Genomic DNA, 23270 nt, shown 5'->3' with positions numbered 1-23270 from the left:
GGAGGAAAATGATACATAAAAGATTGAAGTATTTTCTGTGGTACTACTCTATCTACTGTATATTGCTGATAGGTACAGGGATTTATCTAGGGAATATAGTCAACAAAGATTTATTTGAAGCCGCACCACCAACTTCGGGCCAGGAATTTATGTCTGTAGTCCTGACACATAACTTAACGAACTTTGCAATGTATTTACTGGGTTTCTTGTTGTCGCCGTTATTTCAAATAATGGATTTTGGAGGTTCGTCCTTCGTCATTACGATGGGTTTTAGAACGCTAGGAGCACAAGAAGCTTTAGGTAAACTAATTCCTCATGGGCTATTAGAATTTCCAAATATGTTGTTTTATCAAGGAATCAGCCAGTATGTGCTTTTCACACTAATTTATACGAAATCAATTAAAGCTGCTTTAGGTGTCATGAAAAAAATGATTCCTTATTATCTACTATCGTTAGTCATCCTAATAATAGCTGCTTTTATTGAAGGGTATGATTCTTTATTATTTTCTATCATTATCAATCATAGATGGTTTTATTGAAGACTCTATACGACAGAGAAGGGGATTCAAGTGGGATTAGAATTTGTAGAATGTACGAAGAAGTTCAAAAACAATATCATACTAGATAAAGTGAATTTTTCAATTCCAACAGGTCTCTTTCATTTAGTGGGGAGAAATGGTGCAGGTAAAAGCACTCTCCTTAAAATGATAGCTGGTTTAGATAAGAGATACTCTGGAAATATTGAGGCAAACAAAGAATCGACTCTTTATTTAAATGTGGATCCTATTGGCATTCACCCATTTACAATTAGAGAAAACCTAGAGATTCTGTGGAATACGTTTAAAATTGTGCCGACTGAAGAACAAATGGGGAAAGTGAATGATTTTTTTGATGGTAACCTAGATGGTTCGTATAGCAGAGCATCTACGGGTATGAAAGCGAAGGTAGGATTATCTTTATTATTCGTAAAAGATTGGGAAACCATTCTAATTGATGAAACCATGTCATCTCTAGATTCAGAGAGTATAGAGATGCTATCTGAGAGGCTAGTGAATCTCTCTATTAAAAAAATTTCAACCATCATATATGTTTCCCATAGCATGGTGAATAAACGCTTAAACGATCATTCAAGCATTATGAGTATAGGGGATGGGAGGTTATTATGGAACAACGTCCAAGAATAACATCATTGATATCATTGGTCATTTTTATTATGGCCAATTATTATTTCGTTACTTTTGCTATTGAGCTGAATGGCTACATTTCGCAACTAGATGATTTAAGAGCTATGTTAGAGGATATGTCCTATGAAACGATGCTGAATCTAATTGTTGTCATTACAACAATTCTAACCACCATCAGCCTATTAGTTCAGTATCTCATCGCAAAATTCCTATTAATCATCTTTGCTCCAGAGGTTAAGGGTCATTTGTTTTATGCTCTAATTCCTAAGATTATCATTATGTTTATTAATGTAATATGTATGGGGATCTTGCAAATACAAAGCTTATGGCTGTACCTCTTCACGGCACTCATAGGAGCAGTGTTGATCTTGTTCTTTTTTCAATACAAAAAAGCGAACTGGAAAGCTTCGATTCTCTTTGCGGCACCATTTATTATAGATGCTTTCATTTCCTTAGGAAAAGAAATAGTCGCTGTACTGTAATGAATAATAAATAGAGCATGAACTCTTGCGAAAAAAAGTAACGGTATTCGCATAAAAACTGAATTCAAGGTTACTTGAGAAAAAAGGTGTTATACAATTTTTTTCATTAAAGGTACACGTCAACTGAACCCGTTGGCGTGTACCTTTTTATACGCTTTATAAAAAATGGACAATCACTTCGTTCGAATGATAGCCAAAATTTATTCATTCACCATTGCTGCCTCTGATTGTTCCCATTTTTTCGTTTGGAATGAATAAAACGGTTTACAAAATGCAGGCCGGACACAAAAGCTAGACCCATTTCACCTAAATGATGAACCATTAGTTGCTCCCCTTGAGAAAAAATCAAAAATTAACATGATTAAAGGTGGCATAAACTCCCCTAATTTGTTTATAATGAGAGGTATGGTTTGTCGTAAAAATAAGGGATAAACACTTATTATTTCACTGATAAATGGATACATACATGTAATAGAAAGGGAGTGTCTGACCTTGAGTTTGAAAGAATACTCACAGGAGCAGCTCAAGCACATGTCTTTAGTTGAACTTGCTTATGAAATTTTCAGAGACAGCAAAACACCGATTACGTTTTCCGAGTTAATAGATGAAATGGTCCGTTTACAAGGAATACAAAAATCTGATCTTGATGATCGCCTTGCTCAATTTTATACAGACTTAAATATAGATGGCCGCTTTATTTCGTTAGGTGATCAGAGATGGGGACTTCGCAGCTGGTATCCAGTTGATCAAATCGAAGAAGAAGTTCAGCCAGCTGTGAAAACAAAAGCGAAAAAGAAAAAAACAAAAGCAGCTGTCGTTGAAGAAGACTTCGATGAAATTGAAGAGGAAGAGGAAATCGAAGAGCTTGAAGAAGACCTTGATCTTGTTGAAGACGACGATGATCTCGACCTAGACGATGATGAGGAAATTGAGGAAGATATAGAAGAATTCGACGAAGATGATGACGAAGATGATGACGGCTTAACAGAAATTGACGAAGACGATTTAGACGATAAAGAGGAAGAGAAATAACCCTCATAAACCGGTCCTCAAAACAGGACAAAACCGTCTTGACTTTCGAGAGCGAACTATGTAGTATGTATTTTGGGCTCTCTAAAAAGAGTACGTAAAGATACGTTCATTTACGCTCCCTTTCATTTATTTGAAAGGGAGCTTTCTTATTTTTCAAGAGATTTAGGGATACACTCTAAAAAGGATGAAGCTGTGCATGTCTAGTCATGCAAGGGTAAAAAAGAGAGGAGCATACGAAATGACAAAGTATATTTTTGTAACAGGAGGAGTTGTTTCCTCACTTGGAAAAGGGATCACGGCTGCCTCGTTAGGCCGCCTTCTGAAAAATAGAGGGATGGATGTCACCATTCAAAAATTCGATCCATATATCAACGTAGACCCAGGGACGATGAGTCCATATCAGCACGGTGAGGTTTTCGTCACAGATGACGGTGCTGAAACAGACCTTGATTTAGGTCACTATGAGCGCTTCATTGATATTAACTTAAATAAGTACAGCAACGTCACAACAGGTAAAATCTACTCTACTGTTTTGAAGAAAGAGCGCCGCGGCGACTATTTAGGCGGAACTGTACAGGTTATTCCCCATATTACAAATGAAATTAAAGACCGCGTGTACCGTGCCGGAAAAGAAACAGGTGCAGATGTGGTCATCACAGAAATCGGCGGAACAGTAGGAGACATCGAATCCCTTCCTTTCCTTGAAGCGATTCGTCAAATGAAGAGTGACATTGGCCGTGAAAACGTCATGTACATTCATTGTACCCTTGTTCCTTACATCCGAGCAGCAGGTGAACTGAAAACAAAACCAACACAGCATAGTGTCAAAGAACTTCGCAGCCTTGGTATTCAGCCAAACGTTATTGTGGTCAGAACTGAAATGCCAATGACCCAGGACATGAAGGACAAAATTGCGTTATTCTGTGATATTGATACAAAAGCTGTTATCGAATGTCAGGATGCAGACACGCTGTACTCTATTCCGCTTGATTTACAAAAACAAGGACTAGACAAGCTTGTATGTGAACATATGAAACTTGATTGCCAAGATGCAGACATGACGGAGTGGACAGCGCTAGTCGATAAAGTGCAAAACCTCTCAAAACAAGTCACAATTGGTCTAGTAGGAAAATATGTTGAATTGCAAGATGCATACATTTCTGTCGTTGAATCACTTCGCCATGCTGGTTATGCCTTTGATGCAGACGTTCAAATCAAATGGATCAATGCAGAAGAAGTGACAGCAGAAAATATGGCTGATTTCGCGCAAGATGTCGATGGCATCATCGTTCCTGGAGGCTTCGGAGACCGCGGAGTGGAAGGGAAAATTATTGCTACACAATATGCCCGTGAAAACAAAGTGCCATTCTTCGGAATTTGCTTAGGAATGCAAGTTGCGTCAATCGAATATGCACGAAACGTACTTGGCCTTGAAGGAGCTCATTCAGCGGAAATTGATCCTGAAACAGCATTCCCAATTATTGACCTTCTTCCAGAACAGAAGGATGTAGATGATTTAGGCGGAACACTTCGTCTTGGTCTGTATCCATGTAAATTAAATGAAGACTCCAAAGCATTTGCTGCATACAACGATGAAGTGGTCTACGAACGCCACCGCCATCGCTATGAGTTTAATAATGAATTCAGACAGCAAATGGAAGCTGCAGGATTTGTCTTCTCTGGTACAAGCCCAGACGGACGTCTTGTTGAAATTATCGAGCTGAAGGATCACCCTTGGTTCCTTGCTTCTCAATTCCACCCAGAATTCGTCTCAAGACCGACAAGACCTCAGCCATTATTTAGAGATTTCGTTGGTGCTTCACTGCAAGCATCTGAATCAAAATAAAACAAAAAAACTGCCGAGAATATCATCTTCTCGGCAGTTTTTTTATTCATATTCCTCAACGATTTCTTTCACAGTAAACGATAGAGCGTGGTAGACGTATAAGCATGTCATTAAAGCAGGATAACCGAACCTTGTTCCGTCATCAGCAGGCACAAGCGGTTTCTTGAGCTGAAAATCAATATGGACATCACAAAGCTCTTCAATCATGGACGACTCCTTTTGTGCCGGCCCGACACCAACAACGGGCGTCCCTTGCGCGTGCAGTTCTTTTACAAGAGATTGAATCTCCTCTTCTTCTGGGTCTGAATAAAATAGCAGCACTCTATCGCTTGGATGAAGCAAGCTGCGCTCCATTTGATCAAGCGGCAGCACTTTCGCACCTGGAAATGGCTCCTTGCTTTCAGTTGCCTCTAGGGCTACAGCAGCCAGTTCATTCTTCCCGTGAAAATAAACAGCATGTCCACTGACAATGGCTTGTGCAAGAAGGCGTGCACCATCCTCGATCGCTTCAGCCTGCTTTTCTCCAATACGTGAAAAAATACCTGATAACTGGGTCGTGAAAATTTTTAACAAGACTGATTTCCTCCTTCGGTCAGATCATTTTATAATAGAATATAAAGAGAATATTAGGAAAAATGCTCAGAAAATGTCGTAAAGTAAACTATTATAAATAAAGGAAATGTGAAAATCAAACAGAATTATTTAACAACAGCTCTTTTTATGGCGAAAAATGAAAGCAATGGGGTGTAACAGATGAATGAGAAAATTTTAATTGTCGATGATCAATATGGTATTAGAATATTATTGAATGAAGTGTTTCATAAAGAAGGCTATCAAACCTTCCAAGCAGCCAATGGACTTCAGGCGTTAGATATTGTGAAAAATCATAGACCAAATCTTGTGCTGCTTGATATGAAGATTCCCGGAATGGATGGAATTGAAATTTTAAAACGCATGAAATTAATTGATGAAGACATCCGTGTCATCATTATGACAGCCTATGGGGAATTAGACATGATCCAAGAATCCAAAGAACTCGGTGCTTTGACGCATTTTGCGAAACCTTTTGATATTGATGAGATCCGAGATGCTGTCAAAGAATACTTGCCGCTCGAAACAAATGGGTAGTTGGAAATGATTGAATCGAGTCATTCTGTTGCCGATTTGTCGAATAATTGGTATCCTAGATAAGAAGAAGAAAGCGATCTGACTTTGAAAGTTTACATATGGCGAGAAATTCTGGTCATGCTAGGGTGGAGAGCTTTTTTTAGTAAGCAAATTAGCTACATAGGGAGGATTTTTCATCATGCCTTTAGTTTCAATGACAGAAATGTTGAAAGACGCAAAGGAAAAAGGTTACGCTGTTGGACAGTTTAACTTAAATAATTTAGAATTCACGCAAGCGATTTTACAAGCTGCTGAAGAAGAGAAATCTCCAGTTATCTTAGGAGTATCTGAAGGAGCAGGACGCTACATGGGCGGCTTCAAAACAGTTGTCGCAATGGTTAAAGCGTTAATCGAAGAATATAATGTAACAGTTCCTGTTGCGATTCATTTAGATCACGGTTCAAGCTTTGAATCTTGTGCAAAAGCAATCCATGCAGGATTTACTTCTGTCATGATCGACGCTTCTCACCATCCATTCGATGAGAACGTAGCAACAACTGCGAAAGTAGTTGAGCTTGCACATTTCCACGGTGTATCTGTAGAAGCTGAGCTTGGAACTGTTGGCGGACAAGAAGACGACGTCATCGCTGAGGGCGTTATTTATGCTGATCCAAAAGAGTGCCAAGAGCTTGTAGAACGCACTGGCATTGACTGCCTTGCACCTGCATTAGGTTCAGTACATGGTCCATACAAAGGTGAACCAAACCTTGGTTTCACTGAAATGGAAGAAATTGGTAAAATGACAGGTCTTCCACTTGTTCTTCATGGCGGAACAGGTATCCCAACTGCTGACATCAAGCGCTCAATTTCACTTGGTACAGCTAAAATCAATGTAAACACTGAAAACCAAATTGCTTCTGCGAAAGCAGTACGCGAAACACTTGCTGCAAAAACAGAAGAGTATGATCCACGTAAATATCTTGGACCAGCTCGTGACGCAATTAAAGCGACTGTTATCGGCAAAATGCGTGAATTTGGTTCTTCTAACCAAGCATAATTTGATGAGAACCGAAAGCCGCCTGAGTCACAGGCGGTTTTCTCCATATCTTGAGAAAGCGCAATCAAAATTTACATTTCAGACAATTTATTGATAGGAGAGTGGCACGGTTATGTTATTTTTCGTAGATACAGCGAATATCGCAGACATCAAAGAGGCGCACGAGCTTGGCATTTTAGCAGGCGTCACAACAAACCCTAGTTTAGTAGCGAAAGAAAAGGACGTATCATTCCACGACCGTCTTCGCGAAATCACTGACGTGGTATCAGGTTCTGTCAGTGCGGAAGTCATTTCCCTCAAAGCAGAAGAAATGATTGAAGAAGGAAAAGAGCTTGCTGCCATCGCACCAAATATCACGGTTAAAATCCCAATGACAACAGATGGTCTTAAAGCTGTCAAAGCGTTAACAGACCTTGGAATCAAAACAAACGTCACTTTGATTTTTAGTGCAAACCAGGCACTTCTTGCAGCTAGAGCTGGTGCGACGTATGTCTCTCCATTCCTCGGCCGCTTAGATGACATTGGCCAAAATGGTCTCGATCTCATCAGCGAAGTGAAAACCATTTTTGATGTTCATGGCTTAGATACACAAATCATTGCTGCATCCATTCGTCATCCGCAGCACGTGACAGAAGCTGCACTTAGAGGTGCTCATATCGGCACAATGCCGCTGAAAGTCATCAAGCAGCTGACGAAACACCCATTAACGGATGCGGGCATTGAGCAATTTTTAGCAGATTGGAATAAATAAGTGATTGTGGCAGGCGGGATTGTCTCCTGTTTGCCGCAGTTTTCCTTAAAAACGCTAAGAAATGTTTTGTGCAAAGAAGAGAACATCACAGCCTCGCAAAGCTTCGATTATTTTTCTTCCGACAAATTTCGTTTAACCTGTATTCTTTCTCTTGATATTGGCTAAATTTTGGACAAGACCTTTTAAAGCGCGACATCCACAAACAGTATAACTCCAACAGTGATCTTCTTTAAGAAGGGAGACAAATATGGAAAAGTTAAACATTGCCGGCGGTGACCCCTTACGCGGGACCGTACATATTAGTGGTGCGAAAAATAGTGCAGTGGCACTGATTCCTGCCACGATTCTCGCTGATTCTCCAGTAACGATTGAGGGCCTTCCGCATATTTCAGATATTGACACATTACGAGATCTGTTAGAAGAGATTGGCGGAAAGGTCACGTTTGAAAAAGGTGAAATGGTCGTCAATCCTGCTTCCATGATCAGTATGCCTCTTCCTAATGGGAAAGTGAAGAAACTGCGTGCGTCTTATTATTTAATGGGCGCTATGCTGGGAAGATTCAAGCAGGCTGTCATTGGGCTGCCAGGAGGGTGCCACTTAGGACCTAGGCCGATCGATCAGCATATCAAAGGCTTTGAAGCACTCGGAGCCGAGGTGACAAACGAACAGGGTGCCATTTATTTGCGCGCTGAAAAATTAGTCGGAGCCCGTATTTACCTTGATGTGGTCAGTGTAGGTGCGACCATCAATATCATGCTGGCAGCCGTACTGGCTGAAGGAAAAACGGTCATTGAAAATGCCGCAAAAGAACCCGAAATTATTGATGTAGCGACACTGCTTGCAAGCATGGGAGCCAAAATCAAAGGTGCGGGTACTGATGTGATTCGAATCGAAGGTGTAGAATCTCTTCATGGCTGTAAGCATTCCATCATCCCTGACCGTATAGAAGCAGGCACATTTTTAATTGCTGGTGCTGCGATGGGAGATGAAGTTGTACTTGATAATGTGATCCCAACTCATTTAGAATCAATTACGGCGAAACTTAGAGAGATGGGGTTCACCATTGAAACGAGCAACGATCAAATGCTGATCGTTGGCAGAAACGAAGGACTCAAGCCTGTCGATATCAAAACCCTTGTGTATCCGGGCTTTCCGACGGACCTTCAGCAGCCGATGACGGCGCTGTTAACAAAGGCGAAAGGCACGAGTGTGGTCACAGATACGATCTACTCAGCCCGCTTTAAGCACATTGACGAATTGCGTCGAATGGGTGCAAACATGAAGGTCGAAGGAAGATCTGCCATTATCACTGGACAAACGCAGCTTCAAGGAGCAAAGGTGAAAGCAAGTGACCTGCGTGCAGGTGCTTGTCTCGTTGTTGCAGGGCTAATGGCAGACGGTGTGACCGAAATCACAGGGCTTGAACATATAGACAGAGGATATAGTTTGCTTGAGAAGAAGCTTGAAGGCTTGGGTGCAACCATCTGGCGTGAAAAGCTGAGTGACCAAGAAATAGAAGAACTTCAAAATTCATAAGGCTTTGACTGTGAGAGGAGATTTGGACAAAAATGGAAAGAAGTTTATCGATGGAACTAGTACGGGTGACAGAAGCAGCCGCATTAAAATCTGCTCGTTGGATGGGAAGAGGATTAAAAGACGAAGCGGATGATGCTGCAACAAGTGCAATGCGTGATGTATTTGATACCATTCCGATGAAAGGAACAGTGGTCATTGGCGAGGGGGAAATGGACGAAGCACCAATGCTTTATATTGGGGAAAAGCTTGGGAACGGATACGGACCTCGCGTGGATGTAGCTGTTGATCCATTAGAAGGAACAAATATTGTGGCAAGTGGCGGCTGGAATGCCTTAGCTGTTATTGCAGTTGCAGATCATGGCAACTTGCTGAATGCACCTGATATGTACATGGATAAGATCGCAGTAGGTCCAGAAGCGGTAGGCTGCATCGACATTGAAGCGCCTGTCATTGACAATCTTCGCGCTGTAGCAAAAGCAAAAAACAAAGATATTGAAGATGTGGTTGCAACGATTTTAAACAGAGATCGACATGAGAAAATCATTGCTGAACTGAGAGAAGCAGGAGCAAGAATCAAACTGATCGATGATGGTGACGTTGCAGGAGCCATTAATACAGCATTTGATCATACAGGTGTTGATATTCTATTTGGTTCAGGCGGAGCGCCCGAAGGTGTCCTTTCTGCTGTTGCGTTAAAGGCACTTGGTGGTGAAATCCACGGAAGGCTTCTTCCTCAAAGTGAAGAAGAACTAAGACGCTGTGAGAAAATGGGGCTAGATGTTGGCAAAGTCCTAAGAATGGAAGACCTCGTGAAAGGCGACGACGCCATTTTTGCAGCGACTGGTGTAACAGACGGTGAGCTATTAAAAGGTGTTCAATTCAAAGGCTCTGTTGGAACAACACATAGCGTTGTTATGCGTGCGAAATCAGGTACAGTTCGTTTCGTAGACGGCAGACATAGCTTAAAGAAAAAACCGAATCTTGTCATTCGTCCGTAATCTGAAAGCGGGTATTTATTACCCGCTTTTCATATAGGTGTCAAATGTATATCATTTTCTTTTTAAAGTTGAATATTCTCTGCAAATGAGGTAAAACTAAAGAGTGCTGCGAAATTTTCTGCGAATTTACTTCTTTTAAGCTTCAACAAGTTTAAATACTGCCGCATCATGACGATATACTCATTATCCTTCTCTATGTTGACAAAGCTCGAGTTCACATTGTTCCTATCTTTACGATAAAACGAGTGGGAGCGTTACCATGAGAGCGAGGTCATTCCATCAAAAACGGAATTAAAAGCTAATCAAATACAATGGTCATGCATTTGTAATGAAATACATTGACTAGAAAAGTGTGGTGTCCATATTGAAAGATGTTTCGATTTCATCTTTGGAAAATATGAAATTAAAAGAGCTGTATGAGCTAGCAAAAAAGTACAAAATCTCTTATTACAGCAAACTAACAAAAAAAGAATTAATCTTTGCCATTTTAAAGGCGAACGCTGAGCAAGAGGATCTCTTATTTATGGAAGGGGTTCTTGAAATTATTCAGTCTGAGGGATTTGGTTTCTTAAGACCAATTAACTACTCCCCAAGTTCTGAAGACATTTATATTTCAGCTTCACAAATCAGACGCTTTGATTTACGAAACGGAGATAAGGTGTCTGGAAAGGTACGACCTCCAAAAGAGAATGAACGCTACTATGGCCTCCTTCATGTCGAAGCGGTAAATGGGGACGACCCAGAATCAGCTAAGGAACGTGTTCACTTTCCTGCACTCACGCCGCTATTCCCTGATCGTCAAATGATTCTTGAAACACAGCCTAATCACCTGTCTACTAGAATTATGGATATGATGGCGCCAGTTGGGTTTGGGCAGCGTGGTTTAATTGTTGCACCGCCTAAGGCTGGGAAAACCATTTTGCTCAAAGAAATTGCCAACAGCATTTCTGAAAATCATCCAGAGTCAGAGCTGATTGTCCTTTTAATTGACGAACGCCCAGAGGAAGTAACAGATATCGAACGTTCTGTTGCAGGGGATGTTGTTAGTTCAACCTTTGACGAAGTACCGGAAAACCACATTAAAGTAGCAGAGCTTGTATTAGAGCGTGCCATGCGTCTTGTCGAACATAAGAAAGATGTCATCATCTTAATGGACAGCATCACAAGGCTTGCTCGTGCGTACAACCTTGTCATCCCGCCAAGCGGCCGAACGCTTTCCGGCGGTATTGATCCAGCGGCTTTCCACCGTCCAAAACGCTTCTTTGGTGCTGCGCGTAACATTGAAGAAGGCGGAAGCTTGACGATTTTAGCCACTGCGCTCGTTGATACGGGATCACGTATGGATGATGTGATTTATGAGGAATTTAAGGGAACGGGGAACATGGAGCTTCATTTGGACCGCTCTCTTGCAGAAAGAAGAATTTTCCCAGCAATCGACATTCGTCGTTCTGGTACGAGAAAAGAAGAACTGCTTGTACCAAAAGAGCATCTTGATCGTTTATGGGCGATGAGAAAATCGATGTCAGATACACCTGACTTTGCTGAGAAGTTCATGCGCAAAATGAGAAAAACAAAGACAAACCAAGAATTTTTCGATATTTTAACGCAAGAATGGAAACAAGCGAACATGTCTGCATCAAGAAGATAGCTTGTTGAAAAAATACATTTGCAATCATAGACTCACACTGTTATAATTTCATCATGTGCGTTTCAGAATTTATTCTGAGATATTAACTCTGTTTCCGAATTGGATTCAGGGCGGAAGGAGATGACAGTAGATGAAAACAGGAATTCATCCTAACTACAAAAAAGCTACAGTCAAATGCGCTTGTGGAAATGAGTTTGAAACTGGATCAGTAAAAGAAGAGGTACGCATCGAGATTTGCTCTGAGTGCCATCCTTTCTATACAGGCCGTCAAAAATTCGCTTCTGCTGATGGACGTGTTGACCGCTTTAACAAAAAATACGGTCTTAAGTAATAATAGATACAATAAACAGGCAGGAATCCGTTCTTGCCTGTTTTTTTACGTGGATTGATGGAACTTTAAAACGGGGGAGAAGACCTTATGTATGTGATGAAACAAAGCGGTTGGCTTGAAGTCATCTGCGGAAGTATGTTTTCTGGAAAGTCGGAAGAATTGATTCGGAGAGCCAAAAGGGCCACCTTTGCCAAACAAGAAGTAAAAATATTCAAACCAGCGATTGATAACCGATATAGTACAAGCTCAGTTGTTTCACATAACGGTTCATCGGTCGATGGGATTGCAGTAGCCTCACCAAAAGACATAATAACGCACATATCAGAAAGAACCGATGTCATTGGCATAGATGAGGTGCAATTTTTTGATGAGACAATCATTGACATTGTCACTCAATTGGCTGATAAAGGTTACCGAGTCATTGTTGCAGGCCTTGATCAAGACTTCAGAGGAGAGCCATTTGGTGTTGTTCCGCATTTAATGGCATGTGCAGAGCTTGTAACAAAACTTCAAGCAGTTTGTTCGGTATGCGGCTCCCCAGCGAGTAGAACACAACGCTTGATCGACGGTAAACCCGCATCCTATGATGATCCCATTATTTTAGTAGGTGCGCAGGAATCATACGAAGCACGATGCAGACATCACCATGAAGTACCAAGACTTGACGTTGGTACAACACTTGACAATTAAAAAAATAGCAAATGCCGCTGTGTTTCGTTTTTTGAGATTTTGGCTGAACACCCATCATTTGTACTTAAATAAATTAAATAACGCTACGAAAAAATTATCTAATTTTCAACGCTTGCGTTTTAGTATAAGCAGGCATAAAATGACTAACTGTAGTGTAAAGCATTTTAACGAAAAGTTCGATTTCTTGTCATAATTTTTTTGATTAAGGATTATTCTCCTTAATCGTTCTTTGAATTAATAGTTCACTTTATTTATATTTTAGAAAGAGGGTAGTTTTTGATGAACAACGTGAAGAAAACAAAAGAAGGGTACCTCGAAACCACTTTGACAGGTAAAGATGTATTATCGATTCCAACGTTGAACAAAGGCGTTGCTTTTTCTGAAGAAGAAAGACAAGAGCTTGGACTAGAAGGCTTACTTCCTCCAACTGTTCTCACTTTAGAACAACAAGCGGAGAGAGCGTACAAGCAATTCCTAGCACAGCCAGATCGTCTTCGTCAAAACGTATACTTAAGTGATTTGCAAAACCGTAACGAAGTATTGTTCTATAAGCTTATATCAGACAAGCTTCGTGAAATGCTTCCTGTTGTGTACACACCAACTGTTGGTGAAGCGATTCAAGAATACAGCCATGAATACAGAAGACCTCATGGTGTCTATCTTTCAATCGAGAACATTGACGGCATTGAGAAAGCATTTGAAAACTTACATGCAACAGCAGGAGATATCGACCTTATCGTAGCAACTGACTCTGAGAGCATTCTTGGAATTGGTGACTGGGGTGTTGGTGGTATCAACATCGCAATTGGTAAATTAGCTGTCTACACGGCTGCTGCAGGTATTGATCCAAGCCGCGTGATTCCAGTCGTATTAGATGTTGGAACAAACAATGAAAAATTATTGAATGATCCATTATACATCGGAAACCATCACAAACGTGTACAAGGTGAAAAATACGAAGAATTCATTGATGCATATGTAAAAGCAGCGCTTAAATTCTTCCCGAAAGCATTGCTTCACTGGGAAGACCTTGGAAACAAAAACGCGCGTAACATCATGAAAAAATACAATGATAACATCTTAACATTCAATGATGATATTCAAGGTACTGGTGCCATTACTTTAGCGGGTGTTCTTGCAGCTGTCAAGAAAACTGGTACTCAATTGAAAGATCACCGTGTGATGATCTTCGGAGCTGGATCAGCTGGAATCGGAATCGCAGATCAAATGCGTGACACAATGGTTCTTGAAGGTCTAAGTGAAGAAGAAGCAAACAATGCTTTCTGGACATTAGACTACAGAGGTTTACTGACAGATCAATTCGAAGATGAAGTGTTTGATTTCCAAAAACCTTACCTTCGTTCTTCTGATGAAGTAGAAGGCTGGGCACGTGATGAAAAAGGGCAAATCTCATTTGCTGAAACTGTTCGCAGGGTGAAGCCAACGATTCTAATTGGTACATCAGGTCAAGGCGGTGCATTCACTGAAGAAATCATTAAAGAAATCGCAGCACATACAGAGCGTCCAGTGATCATGCCAATGTCTAACCCAACACCACTTGCGGAAGCTGTTCCAGAAGATCTATTCAAATGGACAGACGGCCGTGCACTTGTTGCGACAGGAAGCCCGTTCGAAAACGTTGAGTATAACGGAATTGAACATGAAATTGGACAATCAAACAATGCGTTCGTTTTCCCTGGACTTGGTCTTGGCTCAATCGTAACGGAATCAAAAATCATCACAAAAGGCATGTTCGTTGCTTCTGCAGATGCGATTGCTGAAATGGTTGATCATGATAAACCAGGTGCTGGTCTTCTTCCAAGCATTGATAAATTGCAAGAAGTTTCTATCAAAGTGGCCATTGAAGTGGCAAAAGCGGCAATTAAAGATGGTGTCGCAAGAAGAACGCCTGACGACATCGAACAAGCTGTGAAAGATGCAATGTGGATTCCTGAATATAAAAAAATTGTAAGAGCATAATAAATTGTGTAACGCGGCATTGTTTAGGGTAATTTAAACAATGCCGCAATAAATAGAAACTTGTAAGGATTTAAGGAGGAAGAGTAAGGTGGACTTTTTAAATATTTTGATCCTCCTAGCACCGATTTTTTTCGTTATCGCGCTGGGTTGGTTCGCAGGACACTTCGGTAGCTATGACGCTAAATCTGCAAAAGGTGTAAGTACACTTGTGACAAAGTATGCTTTGCCAGCGCACTTTATCGCCAGCATTCTGTCAACACCAAAAGATAAATTCTATAGTCAAATTCCATTTTTCGTTGCATTGATTTTAGGAATCGTAGGTTTTTATATCATTATCCTTCTTGTTACGAAATTTGCTTTTAAATACGATTTAACAAATTCATCTATTTTCTCGTTAAACTCAGCTCAACCGACCTTTGCATTTATGGGGATTCCAGTCCTAGGCAGTTTATTTGGGGCTCAAGAAGTTGCAATTCCGATTGCAATTACCGGAATAGTTGTAAATGCAATGCTTGATCCAATTGCGATTATTGTGTCAACTGTCGGTGAAAAAACAAAAGGAAAAGCCAAAGACGGCGAAAGTTTCCTTAAAATGACGACGAAAGCTATTTTGCACGGTTTATCAGAGCCGCTTGCACTTGCACCACTAGCAAGTATCATTCTTGTTCTTTTAGGATTTAAACTTCCTGAAATTGGACATGAAATGTTAGAGGAAATTGGAAGTGTTACGTCAGGGGTTGCGCTATTTGCAGTCGGTGTCACTGTTGGTATCCGTAAAATTAAATTAAGCCTACCAGCATTCAGTATCGCATTGCTAAAAGTAGCTGTACAACCATTGCTTATGTATTTTATCGCCATTTTCATGGGTCTTTCGGCTGATGAAATTACAAAAGCTGTATTACTTGTTGCCTTCCCAGGTTCAGCTGTTGCAGCCATGATCGCAACCCGATTTGAAAAACAAGAAGCAGAAACTGCATCCGCATTTGTGATCAGTGCAATCATGTCATTAATTTCATTACCGATCATTATTGCACTTACCTCATAATAAAGTAGAAAGGCTGCCTCATGAGGCAGCCTTTCTTAGCGAAATGAATGAAACAGAGGGAAGAGCGCACGCTTTTTTTTGATGTCAGTGTGCGTGATTTCCTTTTTTTCTTCTATTTGAGAGGGTTGTTTCAAGCTCGCAGCAAGACGCTCAAGTTTAGTGGTGAGATCTTCAATTTCTCTACGGTGCTGGAGCAGCTGATAGGATACACCTTCATCTGCTTTTTTAGCCAGTTTCCGTTCGAGTTCTTGCAGTCGTTTTTCTACATCAGTGCTGTGCAATTGCTGCTGAATGAGCTGATTCACCTGCTTTTCCAATGCTTCGATCCGCTTTGTGGAGGCAGCAGTTTCTGCAGCAGGCGATAACTGTTGAACGGTTTCCGTGTGGATTGGCAGTCGAATGTCTTGAAGGATCACACCTTCACTCATTTGGTGTTTGACTTCTTTGAGAAGCTGTACAATATCTTCATGAAATTCATAATGTCCAAGTTCATTCCGGGCGACAGGGATGTTGAGCTGTTTAACCCAACGCTGAATCGTTTTTGAAGAAACGCCAATTTCTTTTGCAACCTCATTTGTATTCAAACCAAATGCCCTCCCTTTTTTCAATTATAAGTACCATTCTCTTCAAGGAGGAACTGTTCCTTCACGTTAGACAAAACAAGTAACCAATCGCCAAAGATCGTGTTTTCTAGCGGAAAATTGCAGAAAATCAATTGTTTTGGATATTTTTTTGACTGTCATACCCCGCTATACTATAATTAGACTGTTACGCACAAAACAGAGGTGAAGACCATGTTAGACCGTTTAAAATCAATTGAAGAACGCTATGAAAAGCTAAATGAATATTTAAGTGACCCTGAAGTGGTGAACGACCCTAAGAAGCTTCGTGAATATTCGAAGGAACAATCTGATATTCAAGAAACTGTTGAGGTATATAGACAATATCGTGCGGCATACGACCAGTTGAGCGAAGCGAAAGCAATGCTGGAAGAAAAGCTAGATGCCGAGATGCGCGACATGGTCAAAGAAGAAATTTCAGAGCTCACAGAGGAAACGGAACGTTTAGAAGACGAGCTGAAAATCTTGCTGATCCCGAAAGATCCGAATGACAACAAAAACGTTATTGTGGAGGTTCGTGGTGCAGCAGGAGGAGAAGAGGCCGCGCTTTTTGCTGGAAACCTTTACCGTATGTACAGCCGTTATGCTGAAATGCAGGGCTGGAAAACAGAAGTAATGGAAGCGAATGTGACTGGAACTGGCGGTTATAAAGAGATTATCTTTATGATTAGCGGGAAAGGCGCATATTCCAGACTAAAGTTTGAAAACGGTGCACACCGCGTGCAACGTGTTCCGGAAACGGAATCAGGCGGACGGATTCATACATCAACAGCGACAGTTGCTGTGTTGCCCGAGGCTGAAGAAGTTGAAATTGATATCCACGAAAAAGACATCCGTGTAGATACTTTCACATCAAGCGGGCCTGGCGGACAAAGTGTTAACACAACCATGTCTGCTGTTCGATTAACTCACCTTCCAACAGGCGTGGTTGTTTCCTGTCAGGATGAGAAATCACAAATCAAAAACAAAGAAAAAGCCATGAAAGTATTACGTGCGAGAATTTATGATAAATTCCAGCGTGAAGCACAGGCTGAATATGATCAAACGCGTAAATCTGCTGTTGGAACAGGGGATCGTTCAGAGCGTATCCGTACGTACAACTTCCCACAAAACCGTGTAACAGACCACCGCATCGGATTAACGATTCAAAAGCTTGATCAAATTTTAGAAGGAAAACTTGACGAGGTCATAGATGCATTAATTATGGAAGACCAAGCAAGGAAGCTTCAAAATGCAAAATAATCAGCGTACCAACTTTGAAGCCCTTAAATGGGCTTCTTCTTTGTTAACGGAAGCCGGTAGAGACCAAAACGCAGCAGAGCTCCTTTTGATGCATGTACTGGACTTAAGCAGAAGTGAACTTCTTGCACGTTTTCATGATCAGCTGCCAGAGGAGCAAGATCGGTTATTCAGCGAGTTTGTCAAGCAGCACAAGAAAGGCGTGCCTGTTCAGCATCTAACAGGTATTGAATTTTTTTACGGCCGTCCCTTCGAGGTGAACAAACATGTTCTCATTCCTCGCCCTGAAACGGAAGAGGTCGTTTTGGCGGCACTGAATTTGATGAGTGACATCTTCCCGCACGATCAGCCGCTTCAAGCAGTAGACGTTGGCACCGGAAGCGGGGCAATTGCGATTACGCTCGCTCTTGAAAAAGAAACACTATCTGTCACAGCAACGGATATTTCACATGAAGCACTTGCGGTAGCAAAGCGGAATCAGCAAGCGCTAGGTGCAGACGTCCATTTTTTACAAGGGGACTTACTCGAACCTATCAAGGATCAGGGCATCAAAGTGGATCTGTTTATTTCCAATCCACCTTATATTTCGGCAGAAGAAATGGACAGCTTGTCAGAGGTGGTTACGAAGCATGAGCCAGTAAATGCGTTGACAGATGGACGTGATGGTCTGTGGTTTTATAAGCGTCTCATTCGTGATCTTCACCATGTACTTCATAAGCAGGCGGTCGTTGTCTTTGAAATTGGACATACGCAAGGGCAAGATGTAAAAGCACTTCTCTTGCAGTCATTTCCCGCGGCAGATGTCCGCATCGTCAAGGATATTAACGGTAAAGACCGAGCTGTTTGCGCACACATTCAAAACGGAAAGTCCGGCTGAATAAAGTCGGACTATTTTATTATGTAAAGATGAAACTTATGGTAAAAGAGAAACGTATATATAGAAGAATGAACATTCTGATCATGATTTTTTTACATAAATTTGTTTTGAAGGAGCGAATGGTGTGAACAGAAGGTATGCGATGGTGTTGGTCATCGTCAGTGTACTATTGATTGTGAGTGCTTGTGGCAAACCGAGCTTTAAAAAAGAAGCAGCAGCATTTGGAGAAAGCTATAAAAAAGCACAATACACAGTGAATCGAACAGATGACCTAACTGACATGAAGGAGAAGCTGAAGTCTTATTTAACCGAGCATGAATATCAAGAATATACACAAGACAGCATGTTCCCGAGCGTGTTAGAAGCAGCAAAGGATCAAGATTGTCAAATTAAGCTGAAGAAAATTACGTTTACGCCTTCAGATGAAAGCGATGACAGAATTGAATTTAACTATGAAATGATGATTCAATTTATTAATCAGAACGGAAAAGTCAAAAAAGAAATCAAGAAAAAAGGAGCAATGACTGTCATCAAAACAGATGCAGGGTTAAAAATCAGCCGAGATTGGGATGGAAGACTGTACCCTTCCGATTACCAATCCTCACTCCAAAGCCGTTCTTAATGGAGCGGTTTTTTTTCATTTGACTCATAATCTATTAAAAAAATCATTTTTCCTGTTTATGAGATGGGTTTCCTGGACACAATGTTTGTAGCGAAGAGAAAAAGTGGGGGGAACACATCATGCTTAAAAGTAAAATGATGATTTGTCTTTATATGTTTCTATTATTATGCGGTGCTTTTGCAAACCTTGGCAGAGAGGAGACAGCGGCTGCTTCTGCAAATCAGCCTGTTGTGATACCAGACGAAGCCATTCGATTACGCATTTTAGCAAATAGTGATCGTTCAGCAGATCAGGATGTGAAAAGAAGCATTCGAGACGAAGTCAATGCTAATATGACAGAATGGGTCAAAGACCTTACATCCATTGAAGAAGCAAGACGTGTGATTCGGTCCAAGCTTCCAGAAATCAATCGTATTGCCAAAGCGAAATTGAAGGAGCAGCACATTGATCAATCCGTATCAGTCAGCTTCCAAAAAGCCTCATTTCCAACAAAGCTTTATGGAAATTTCGTTTATCCTGCTGGGAAATATGAAGCCATTTTAATTACGCTTGGAGAAGGGGATGGAGCCAATTGGTGGTGTGTGTTATTCCCGCCGCTCTGCTTTATCGATTTTTCAAATGGAGAAGCTATCGCATCGCCAGAGGGGGATGAGGATAACGAAGTGACAGCACAGCAAACAGATGAGTCTGTGAATGAAGTGGTCAAAGAAGAGAAAGAAGAGACGGGTGAAGTGAAATTCTTTTTATTCGAATGGGTCTCTAGTCTTTTCTCCTAAAAAAGGTATAAATCTGTTTTTGCCTCATAGAGTTGAAGTAAGAGATCAAAAAGAGGTGAAAGCATGTTTTATCAATTAAGAATAGCCACAGAAGAAGATGCCCCAGCGATCAATGCTTTTCTTGAAAAAGGACAAGCGAAAGGCGGCGTCACGCTTGCAGAGCGTACGACATTTGTTGTCATGGAAGATGCAGAAGGTCAGCTGGCAGGGTGTTTAGGTCTTGAACAGCTTAGTGAACAAGAGGGCCTGCTGCGGTCTCTTGTCATATCAGATAAACTAGGTCAGGGACACATCGTATCTTTGTTCCAAAGTGTTCAAACGCTCGGAGGGAAAATAGGTGTGGATACGTTTTATGTCGTCGCCAACCACTCCTCCTCACATGACTTTTTGGCATTGATGGGCTTCACGGCTTTAGAGGATATTCCAGAAAGCATGTGGGTATCTGCACATGCAAAAGAGATCTTAGCGAAAGAACAGGCAGTGGTTCTTCAAAAAAAAGCCAGTTAATCACAATATATTGAACTTATACACATACTTATCCACCGTTAAACAAGCGTTATCCACAAATTGTGGACAACGCTTGTTTTATTGATCATCATCTTTTATACTTTCAAAAGGATAATTGAGATATATCAACAGTTTTATCTTTTTTAAAAGGAGTTTGTATGATGTTAAATACAAGAAGGTGGTCTGTGGATTTAGAAAAGAATTTATCCACATACTATCCACAAATTGAACAGGCAGCGTTGTTATTGCAGCAAAACGAAGTGGTCGCTTTTCCGACAGAGACGGTGTATGGACTAGGGGCTAATGCGAAAGAGACAGAAGCTGTCATGAAAATATATGAAGCGAAAGGGCGTCCAAGTGATAATCCATTGATTGTCCACATTGCGGAAATTGAGCAGCTTCATGAATTTGCGCAAATAGAAAGCGAAAAAGCAAAGGCGTTGATGGATGCCTTTTGGCCGGGTGCATTAACCATTGTTCTTCCGTGTAAGCCGGGCACTTTATCAAAGCAGGTCACGGCAGGTTTATCCACGGTCGGTGTGAGAATGCCTGACCATCCGATTGCGCTTGAGCTCATCCGAACGGCTGGCCTGCCGATTGCCGCACCAAGTGCCAACCGTTCAGGCAAACCATCACCAACACAAGCTGACCATGTAGCGAGTGATCTCGATGGAAGAATCGCTGGAATTGTCGATGGTGGTTCAACTGGTATTGGCGTTGAGTCAACGGTTGTATCCTGTGTCGACGAGATTCCAGTCATCCTAAGGCCGGGCGGGATTACAAAAGAAGCTTTAGAAGAGGTAGTAGGAACGGTTAGTATTGACCCAGGGCTGACAAAAAAGGACGAAGCGCCTGTATCGCCAGGGATGAAATACACACACTACGCCCCTGAAGCTAAGATGTATCTCTTTTTTGGAAGTGATGAAGAGATGCAGCGTCACATTCAAACATACCAGGCGGAAGGTTTCAAAGTTGGCGTGCTGACAACAGAAGAAAAGAAATCGTTGTTTGCGGCAGATGTTGTTTTCAGCTGTGGGTGGAGAGAAAAACCTGAAACGATAGCGGCAAACTTATATCGTGTACTAAGACAATTTGATGAGACAGATGTAGATGTCATTATTTCAGAAGCCTTTTCAGAGCAGGGGGTTGGTTCAGCAATTATGAACCGTCTGCAAAAAGCGGCAGGAGGGCGCACTCTCTCTTCATTCAAATAGTTCTAACCCTTCTTGGACAAACATAGGTTAAAGGAGAATGCGTGTCCAAGGGGGATTTACATGTACGAACTAGCTGGCGAATTGCTGACGCTCAGCATCATGGCTTTTGCACTGGGTATGGATGCTTTTTCGGTTGGACTTGGCATGGGAATGATTCAACTGAGGTTTTGCCAGATCATTTATATTGGACTTGTCATTGGGATATTTCATATGTTTATGCCGCTTTTTGGTATGCTAACAGGTCAGCTCCTATCAGGCTGGCTCGGTCTCCTTGCCACCTATATCGGCGGGGCGCTGCTTTTGGTGCTCGGGCTGCAAATGATCATTGCGTCTATTCGGAAAGAAGATAAACCATTTATCGCACCTGTTGGCGCTGGTCTTGTTCTTTTTGCAACAAGTGTCAGCTTAGATAGTTTTTCCGTTGGTTTAAGTCTCGGAATTTACGGTTCTCACGTATGGATGACCATTTTATTGTTTGGTTTTTTTAGTATGATCCTCACATGGCTTGGATTATTACTCGGTAAACAGGTCCGTTCATGGGTGGGATCATATAGCGGAGCGCTTGGCGGAATCATTTTACTAGCCTTTGGTATCAAATTATTATTTCCGCTCTAGTCAGTCTCCTTACATAACATGTAGAATGAAATGCTATATAATAGAAGAAAAGGAGGGCGAAAGATGAAAATCTTATTTGTTTGTACGGGAAATACATGCAGAAGTCCGATGGCTCAAGCCCTTTTTGCTTCAATTGCACAAGAGAAAGGTTTAGAGGTCACTGTTAAATCAGCGGGCATTTTTGCCTCAGATGCTGGGAAGGCTTCTCCTCAAGCGGTCGAAGCACTATTTGAGAAAAGCATTCCACTGAATCACTCTTCAGCAAAACTGACAGAGGATCTTCTGCGAGAAGCTGATTACGTCTTCACCATGACCATGCAGCATAAACAGTTGATTGTGGAGCAATATGCACATGCAAAAGACAAGATCTTCACTCTAAAGGAATTCGCGACAGGGACAGAAAGCGATGTTTCCGATCCATTTGGAGGAAGCCTGTCTGTTTATCAGGAAACACGTGATGAACTTGAAGCATTGCTCCAGCAGCTGGCTGAGAAATTGAAAAAGGATTAGACGTCCTCGTAATGGACAACCTGTAAAACCGTTGCATCAACGGTTTTTCTGCTTTTGTTTGCAAATGACTAAGCAGAGGTTAAAATATAACTGTAAATAAAGAATAAATGTAAGGCATAACAGATCAACTCAACCTTAGGAGGAATTGCCCGATGAAAGTAGCTATTGCATCCGATCACGGCGGAACGAATATTCGTGAAGAAATCAAACAACTGATGGATGAATTGAAGATTGAATACATTGATATGGGTTGTGAATGTGGATCAGGTTCTGTAGACTACCCAGATTATGCTTTTCCTGTAGCTAACATGGTGGCAAACGGAGAAGTGGACCGCGGCATTTTAATTTGCGGGACAGGCATCGGTATGAGTATCTCAGCAAACAAAGTAAAAGGAATTCGCTGCGCGCTGGCACATGATACATTTAGTGCGAAAGCGACTAGAGAACATAATGATACAAACGTCCTTGCAATGGGAGAACGAGTCATTGGACCTGGATTAGCACGTGAGATTGCACACATTTGGCTGACAACAGAATTTACGGCAGGACGACATGCTGTACGGATTGGTAAGATCGCTGATTACGAAGAAAAGCACCTATAA

The 23270-nt window shown here is 41.4% G+C and carries 26 protein-coding genes; 24 read left to right on the top strand and 2 right to left on the bottom strand.

The annotated features are described in order from the left end of the window. The first annotated feature begins 8 nt into the window (after positions 1 to 8). The 5 genes from CKW02_RS18195 to pyrG all read left to right on the top strand — a co-directional run bounded on the left by CKW02_RS18195 (position 9) and on the right by pyrG (position 4544). A complete protein-coding gene (locus CKW02_RS18195; protein ID WP_003214631.1) occupies positions 9 to 539 on the top strand; it encodes a stage II sporulation protein M in 531 nt (176 codons plus the stop codon). A gap of 30 nt (positions 540 to 569) precedes the next feature. Continuing rightward, positions 570 to 1184, top strand: a complete 615-nt coding sequence (locus CKW02_RS18190; protein ID WP_003214918.1) for an ATP-binding cassette domain-containing protein — start codon at positions 570 to 572, stop codon at positions 1182 to 1184. Then, entirely contained in the window at positions 1163 to 1666 is a 504-nt protein-coding gene (locus tag CKW02_RS18185) for a hypothetical protein (RefSeq protein WP_003215181.1), read from the top strand. The genes CKW02_RS18190 and CKW02_RS18185 overlap by 22 nt, the downstream gene beginning before the upstream one ends. A 492-nt stretch (positions 1667 to 2158) precedes the next feature. Next, the gene (rpoE, locus tag CKW02_RS18180; protein ID WP_003214586.1) at positions 2159 to 2698 is read left to right on the top strand and encodes a DNA-directed RNA polymerase subunit delta; all 540 of its coding nucleotides are present in this window, start codon (positions 2159 to 2161) and stop codon (positions 2696 to 2698) included. 238 nt (positions 2699 to 2936) lie between these two features. Then, complete coding sequence (gene pyrG, locus CKW02_RS18175; RefSeq protein ID WP_003215143.1) at positions 2937 to 4544, top strand: glutamine hydrolyzing CTP synthase; 1608 nt, start codon at positions 2937 to 2939, stop codon at positions 4542 to 4544. A gap of 42 nt (positions 4545 to 4586) precedes the next feature. Here pyrG and CKW02_RS18170 read toward each other — a convergent pair whose 3' ends face one another. Further along, positions 4587 to 5117: a DUF2529 domain-containing protein gene (locus CKW02_RS18170; RefSeq protein ID WP_003214877.1), complete on the bottom strand. Its 531-nt coding sequence runs from the start codon at positions 5115 to 5117 to the stop codon at positions 4587 to 4589. A 180-nt stretch (positions 5118 to 5297) separates the two neighbouring features. Between CKW02_RS18170 and CKW02_RS18165 the strand changes: the two genes are divergently transcribed. From CKW02_RS18165 to CKW02_RS18120, 10 genes are all read left to right on the top strand, one after another. Beyond that, positions 5298 to 5672 (top strand): response regulator, encoded by a 375-nt coding sequence (locus CKW02_RS18165; protein ID WP_003214681.1) that lies wholly within the window; start codon positions 5298 to 5300, stop codon positions 5670 to 5672. A gap of 178 nt (positions 5673 to 5850) precedes the next feature. After that, complete coding sequence (locus tag CKW02_RS18160; protein WP_003214879.1) at positions 5851 to 6708, top strand: class II fructose-bisphosphate aldolase; 858 nt, start codon at positions 5851 to 5853, stop codon at positions 6706 to 6708. A 112-nt stretch (positions 6709 to 6820) separates the two neighbouring features. After that, positions 6821 to 7459 (top strand): fructose-6-phosphate aldolase, encoded by a 639-nt coding sequence (gene fsa / locus CKW02_RS18155; RefSeq protein WP_003215343.1) that lies wholly within the window; start codon positions 6821 to 6823, stop codon positions 7457 to 7459. 247 nt (positions 7460 to 7706) lie between these two features. Continuing rightward, entirely contained in the window at positions 7707 to 8996 is a 1290-nt protein-coding gene (locus CKW02_RS18150) for a UDP-N-acetylglucosamine 1-carboxyvinyltransferase (protein WP_003214820.1), read from the top strand. A gap of 32 nt (positions 8997 to 9028) precedes the next feature. Beyond that, positions 9029 to 9994 (top strand): class II fructose-bisphosphatase, encoded by a 966-nt coding sequence (gene glpX / locus CKW02_RS18145; protein ID WP_003214904.1) that lies wholly within the window; start codon positions 9029 to 9031, stop codon positions 9992 to 9994. Between the two features lie 364 nt (positions 9995 to 10358). Continuing rightward, the gene (gene rho / locus CKW02_RS18140; protein WP_003215202.1) at positions 10359 to 11642 is read left to right on the top strand and encodes a transcription termination factor Rho; all 1284 of its coding nucleotides are present in this window, start codon (positions 10359 to 10361) and stop codon (positions 11640 to 11642) included. A gap of 130 nt (positions 11643 to 11772) precedes the next feature. Further along, complete coding sequence (gene rpmE / locus CKW02_RS18135) at positions 11773 to 11973, top strand: 50S ribosomal protein L31 (RefSeq protein WP_003215407.1); 201 nt, start codon at positions 11773 to 11775, stop codon at positions 11971 to 11973. Between the two features lie 87 nt (positions 11974 to 12060). Continuing rightward, entirely contained in the window at positions 12061 to 12663 is a 603-nt protein-coding gene (locus CKW02_RS18130) for a thymidine kinase (RefSeq protein ID WP_003214626.1), read from the top strand. Between the two features lie 279 nt (positions 12664 to 12942). Further along, positions 12943 to 14643 carry an oxaloacetate-decarboxylating malate dehydrogenase gene (gene malS / locus CKW02_RS18125; protein WP_003215037.1) on the top strand — a complete coding sequence of 567 codons (1701 nt, stop codon included), beginning with the start codon at positions 12943 to 12945 and terminating at the stop codon, positions 14641 to 14643. Positions 14644 to 14731: 88 nt separating this feature from the next. Further along, positions 14732 to 15688: an AEC family transporter gene (locus CKW02_RS18120; RefSeq protein WP_003214757.1), complete on the top strand. Its 957-nt coding sequence runs from the start codon at positions 14732 to 14734 to the stop codon at positions 15686 to 15688. 35 nt (positions 15689 to 15723) lie between these two features. Here CKW02_RS18120 and racA read toward each other — a convergent pair whose 3' ends face one another. Next, complete coding sequence (gene racA, locus CKW02_RS18115) at positions 15724 to 16272, bottom strand: chromosome-anchoring protein RacA (RefSeq protein ID WP_003214587.1); 549 nt, start codon at positions 16270 to 16272, stop codon at positions 15724 to 15726. A 210-nt stretch (positions 16273 to 16482) separates the two neighbouring features. Between racA and prfA the strand changes: the two genes are divergently transcribed. The 9 genes from prfA to rpiB all read left to right on the top strand — a co-directional run bounded on the left by prfA (position 16483) and on the right by rpiB (position 23270). Continuing rightward, on the top strand, positions 16483 to 17550 hold the full coding sequence (gene prfA, locus CKW02_RS18110) for a peptide chain release factor 1 (RefSeq protein WP_003215125.1): 1068 nt from the start codon (positions 16483 to 16485) through the stop codon (positions 17548 to 17550). Then, the gene (gene prmC / locus CKW02_RS18105; RefSeq protein ID WP_003215238.1) at positions 17540 to 18424 is read left to right on the top strand and encodes a peptide chain release factor N(5)-glutamine methyltransferase; all 885 of its coding nucleotides are present in this window, start codon (positions 17540 to 17542) and stop codon (positions 18422 to 18424) included. The genes prfA and prmC overlap by 11 nt, the downstream gene beginning before the upstream one ends. Before the next feature lie 142 nt (positions 18425 to 18566). Continuing rightward, complete coding sequence (locus tag CKW02_RS18100) at positions 18567 to 19046, top strand: hypothetical protein (RefSeq protein WP_003214608.1); 480 nt, start codon at positions 18567 to 18569, stop codon at positions 19044 to 19046. Between the two features lie 119 nt (positions 19047 to 19165). Continuing rightward, positions 19166 to 19822, top strand: coding sequence for a stage II sporulation protein R (gene spoIIR, locus CKW02_RS18095; protein ID WP_003214937.1), 657 nt, complete (start codon positions 19166 to 19168; stop codon positions 19820 to 19822). 63 nt (positions 19823 to 19885) lie between these two features. Then, positions 19886 to 20329 carry a GNAT family N-acetyltransferase gene (locus CKW02_RS18090; RefSeq protein ID WP_003215151.1) on the top strand — a complete coding sequence of 148 codons (444 nt, stop codon included), beginning with the start codon at positions 19886 to 19888 and terminating at the stop codon, positions 20327 to 20329. Between the two features lie 161 nt (positions 20330 to 20490). After that, positions 20491 to 21543: an L-threonylcarbamoyladenylate synthase gene (locus CKW02_RS18085; protein WP_003214759.1), complete on the top strand. Its 1053-nt coding sequence runs from the start codon at positions 20491 to 20493 to the stop codon at positions 21541 to 21543. Between the two features lie 60 nt (positions 21544 to 21603). Next, the gene (locus tag CKW02_RS18080) at positions 21604 to 22158 is read left to right on the top strand and encodes a manganese efflux pump MntP (RefSeq protein ID WP_003214826.1); all 555 of its coding nucleotides are present in this window, start codon (positions 21604 to 21606) and stop codon (positions 22156 to 22158) included. Between the two features lie 63 nt (positions 22159 to 22221). Beyond that, positions 22222 to 22668, top strand: coding sequence for a low molecular weight protein arginine phosphatase (locus CKW02_RS18075; RefSeq protein WP_003215365.1), 447 nt, complete (start codon positions 22222 to 22224; stop codon positions 22666 to 22668). A gap of 152 nt (positions 22669 to 22820) precedes the next feature. Then, a complete protein-coding gene (rpiB, locus tag CKW02_RS18070) occupies positions 22821 to 23270 on the top strand; it encodes a ribose 5-phosphate isomerase B (protein WP_003214714.1) in 450 nt (149 codons plus the stop codon).

Origin of the sequence: Bacillus pumilus (assembly GCF_900186955.1) — a bacterium.
Lineage (GTDB): Bacteria > Bacillota > Bacilli > Bacillales > Bacillaceae > Bacillus > Bacillus pumilus.
This window is presented reverse-complemented; position numbering and strand designations above follow the sequence as displayed.

Coding starts and splice junctions, on each gene's coding strand:
- CKW02_RS18195 (WP_003214631.1), top strand. CDS start 9: ATGATACATAAAAGATTGAAGTATTTTCTGTGGTACTACTCTATCTAC.
- CKW02_RS18185 (WP_003215181.1), top strand. CDS start 1,163: ATGGAACAACGTCCAAGAATAACATCATTGATATCATTGGTCATTTTT.
- pyrG (WP_003215143.1), top strand. CDS start 2,937: ATGACAAAGTATATTTTTGTAACAGGAGGAGTTGTTTCCTCACTTGGA.
- CKW02_RS18165 (WP_003214681.1), top strand. CDS start 5,298: ATGAATGAGAAAATTTTAATTGTCGATGATCAATATGGTATTAGAATA.
- CKW02_RS18160 (WP_003214879.1), top strand. CDS start 5,851: ATGCCTTTAGTTTCAATGACAGAAATGTTGAAAGACGCAAAGGAAAAA.
- fsa (WP_003215343.1), top strand. CDS start 6,821: ATGTTATTTTTCGTAGATACAGCGAATATCGCAGACATCAAAGAGGCG.
- CKW02_RS18150 (WP_003214820.1), top strand. CDS start 7,707: ATGGAAAAGTTAAACATTGCCGGCGGTGACCCCTTACGCGGGACCGTA.
- glpX (WP_003214904.1), top strand. CDS start 9,029: ATGGAAAGAAGTTTATCGATGGAACTAGTACGGGTGACAGAAGCAGCC.
- rpmE (WP_003215407.1), top strand. CDS start 11,773: ATGAAAACAGGAATTCATCCTAACTACAAAAAAGCTACAGTCAAATGC.
- CKW02_RS18130 (WP_003214626.1), top strand. CDS start 12,061: ATGTATGTGATGAAACAAAGCGGTTGGCTTGAAGTCATCTGCGGAAGT.
- malS (WP_003215037.1), top strand. CDS start 12,943: ATGAACAACGTGAAGAAAACAAAAGAAGGGTACCTCGAAACCACTTTG.
- prfA (WP_003215125.1), top strand. CDS start 16,483: ATGTTAGACCGTTTAAAATCAATTGAAGAACGCTATGAAAAGCTAAAT.
- prmC (WP_003215238.1), top strand. CDS start 17,540: ATGCAAAATAATCAGCGTACCAACTTTGAAGCCCTTAAATGGGCTTCT.
- CKW02_RS18100 (WP_003214608.1), top strand. CDS start 18,567: ATGGTGTTGGTCATCGTCAGTGTACTATTGATTGTGAGTGCTTGTGGC.
- spoIIR (WP_003214937.1), top strand. CDS start 19,166: ATGCTTAAAAGTAAAATGATGATTTGTCTTTATATGTTTCTATTATTA.
- CKW02_RS18090 (WP_003215151.1), top strand. CDS start 19,886: ATGTTTTATCAATTAAGAATAGCCACAGAAGAAGATGCCCCAGCGATC.
- CKW02_RS18085 (WP_003214759.1), top strand. CDS start 20,491: ATGTTAAATACAAGAAGGTGGTCTGTGGATTTAGAAAAGAATTTATCC.
- CKW02_RS18080 (WP_003214826.1), top strand. CDS start 21,604: ATGTACGAACTAGCTGGCGAATTGCTGACGCTCAGCATCATGGCTTTT.
- CKW02_RS18075 (WP_003215365.1), top strand. CDS start 22,222: ATGAAAATCTTATTTGTTTGTACGGGAAATACATGCAGAAGTCCGATG.
- rpiB (WP_003214714.1), top strand. CDS start 22,821: ATGAAAGTAGCTATTGCATCCGATCACGGCGGAACGAATATTCGTGAA.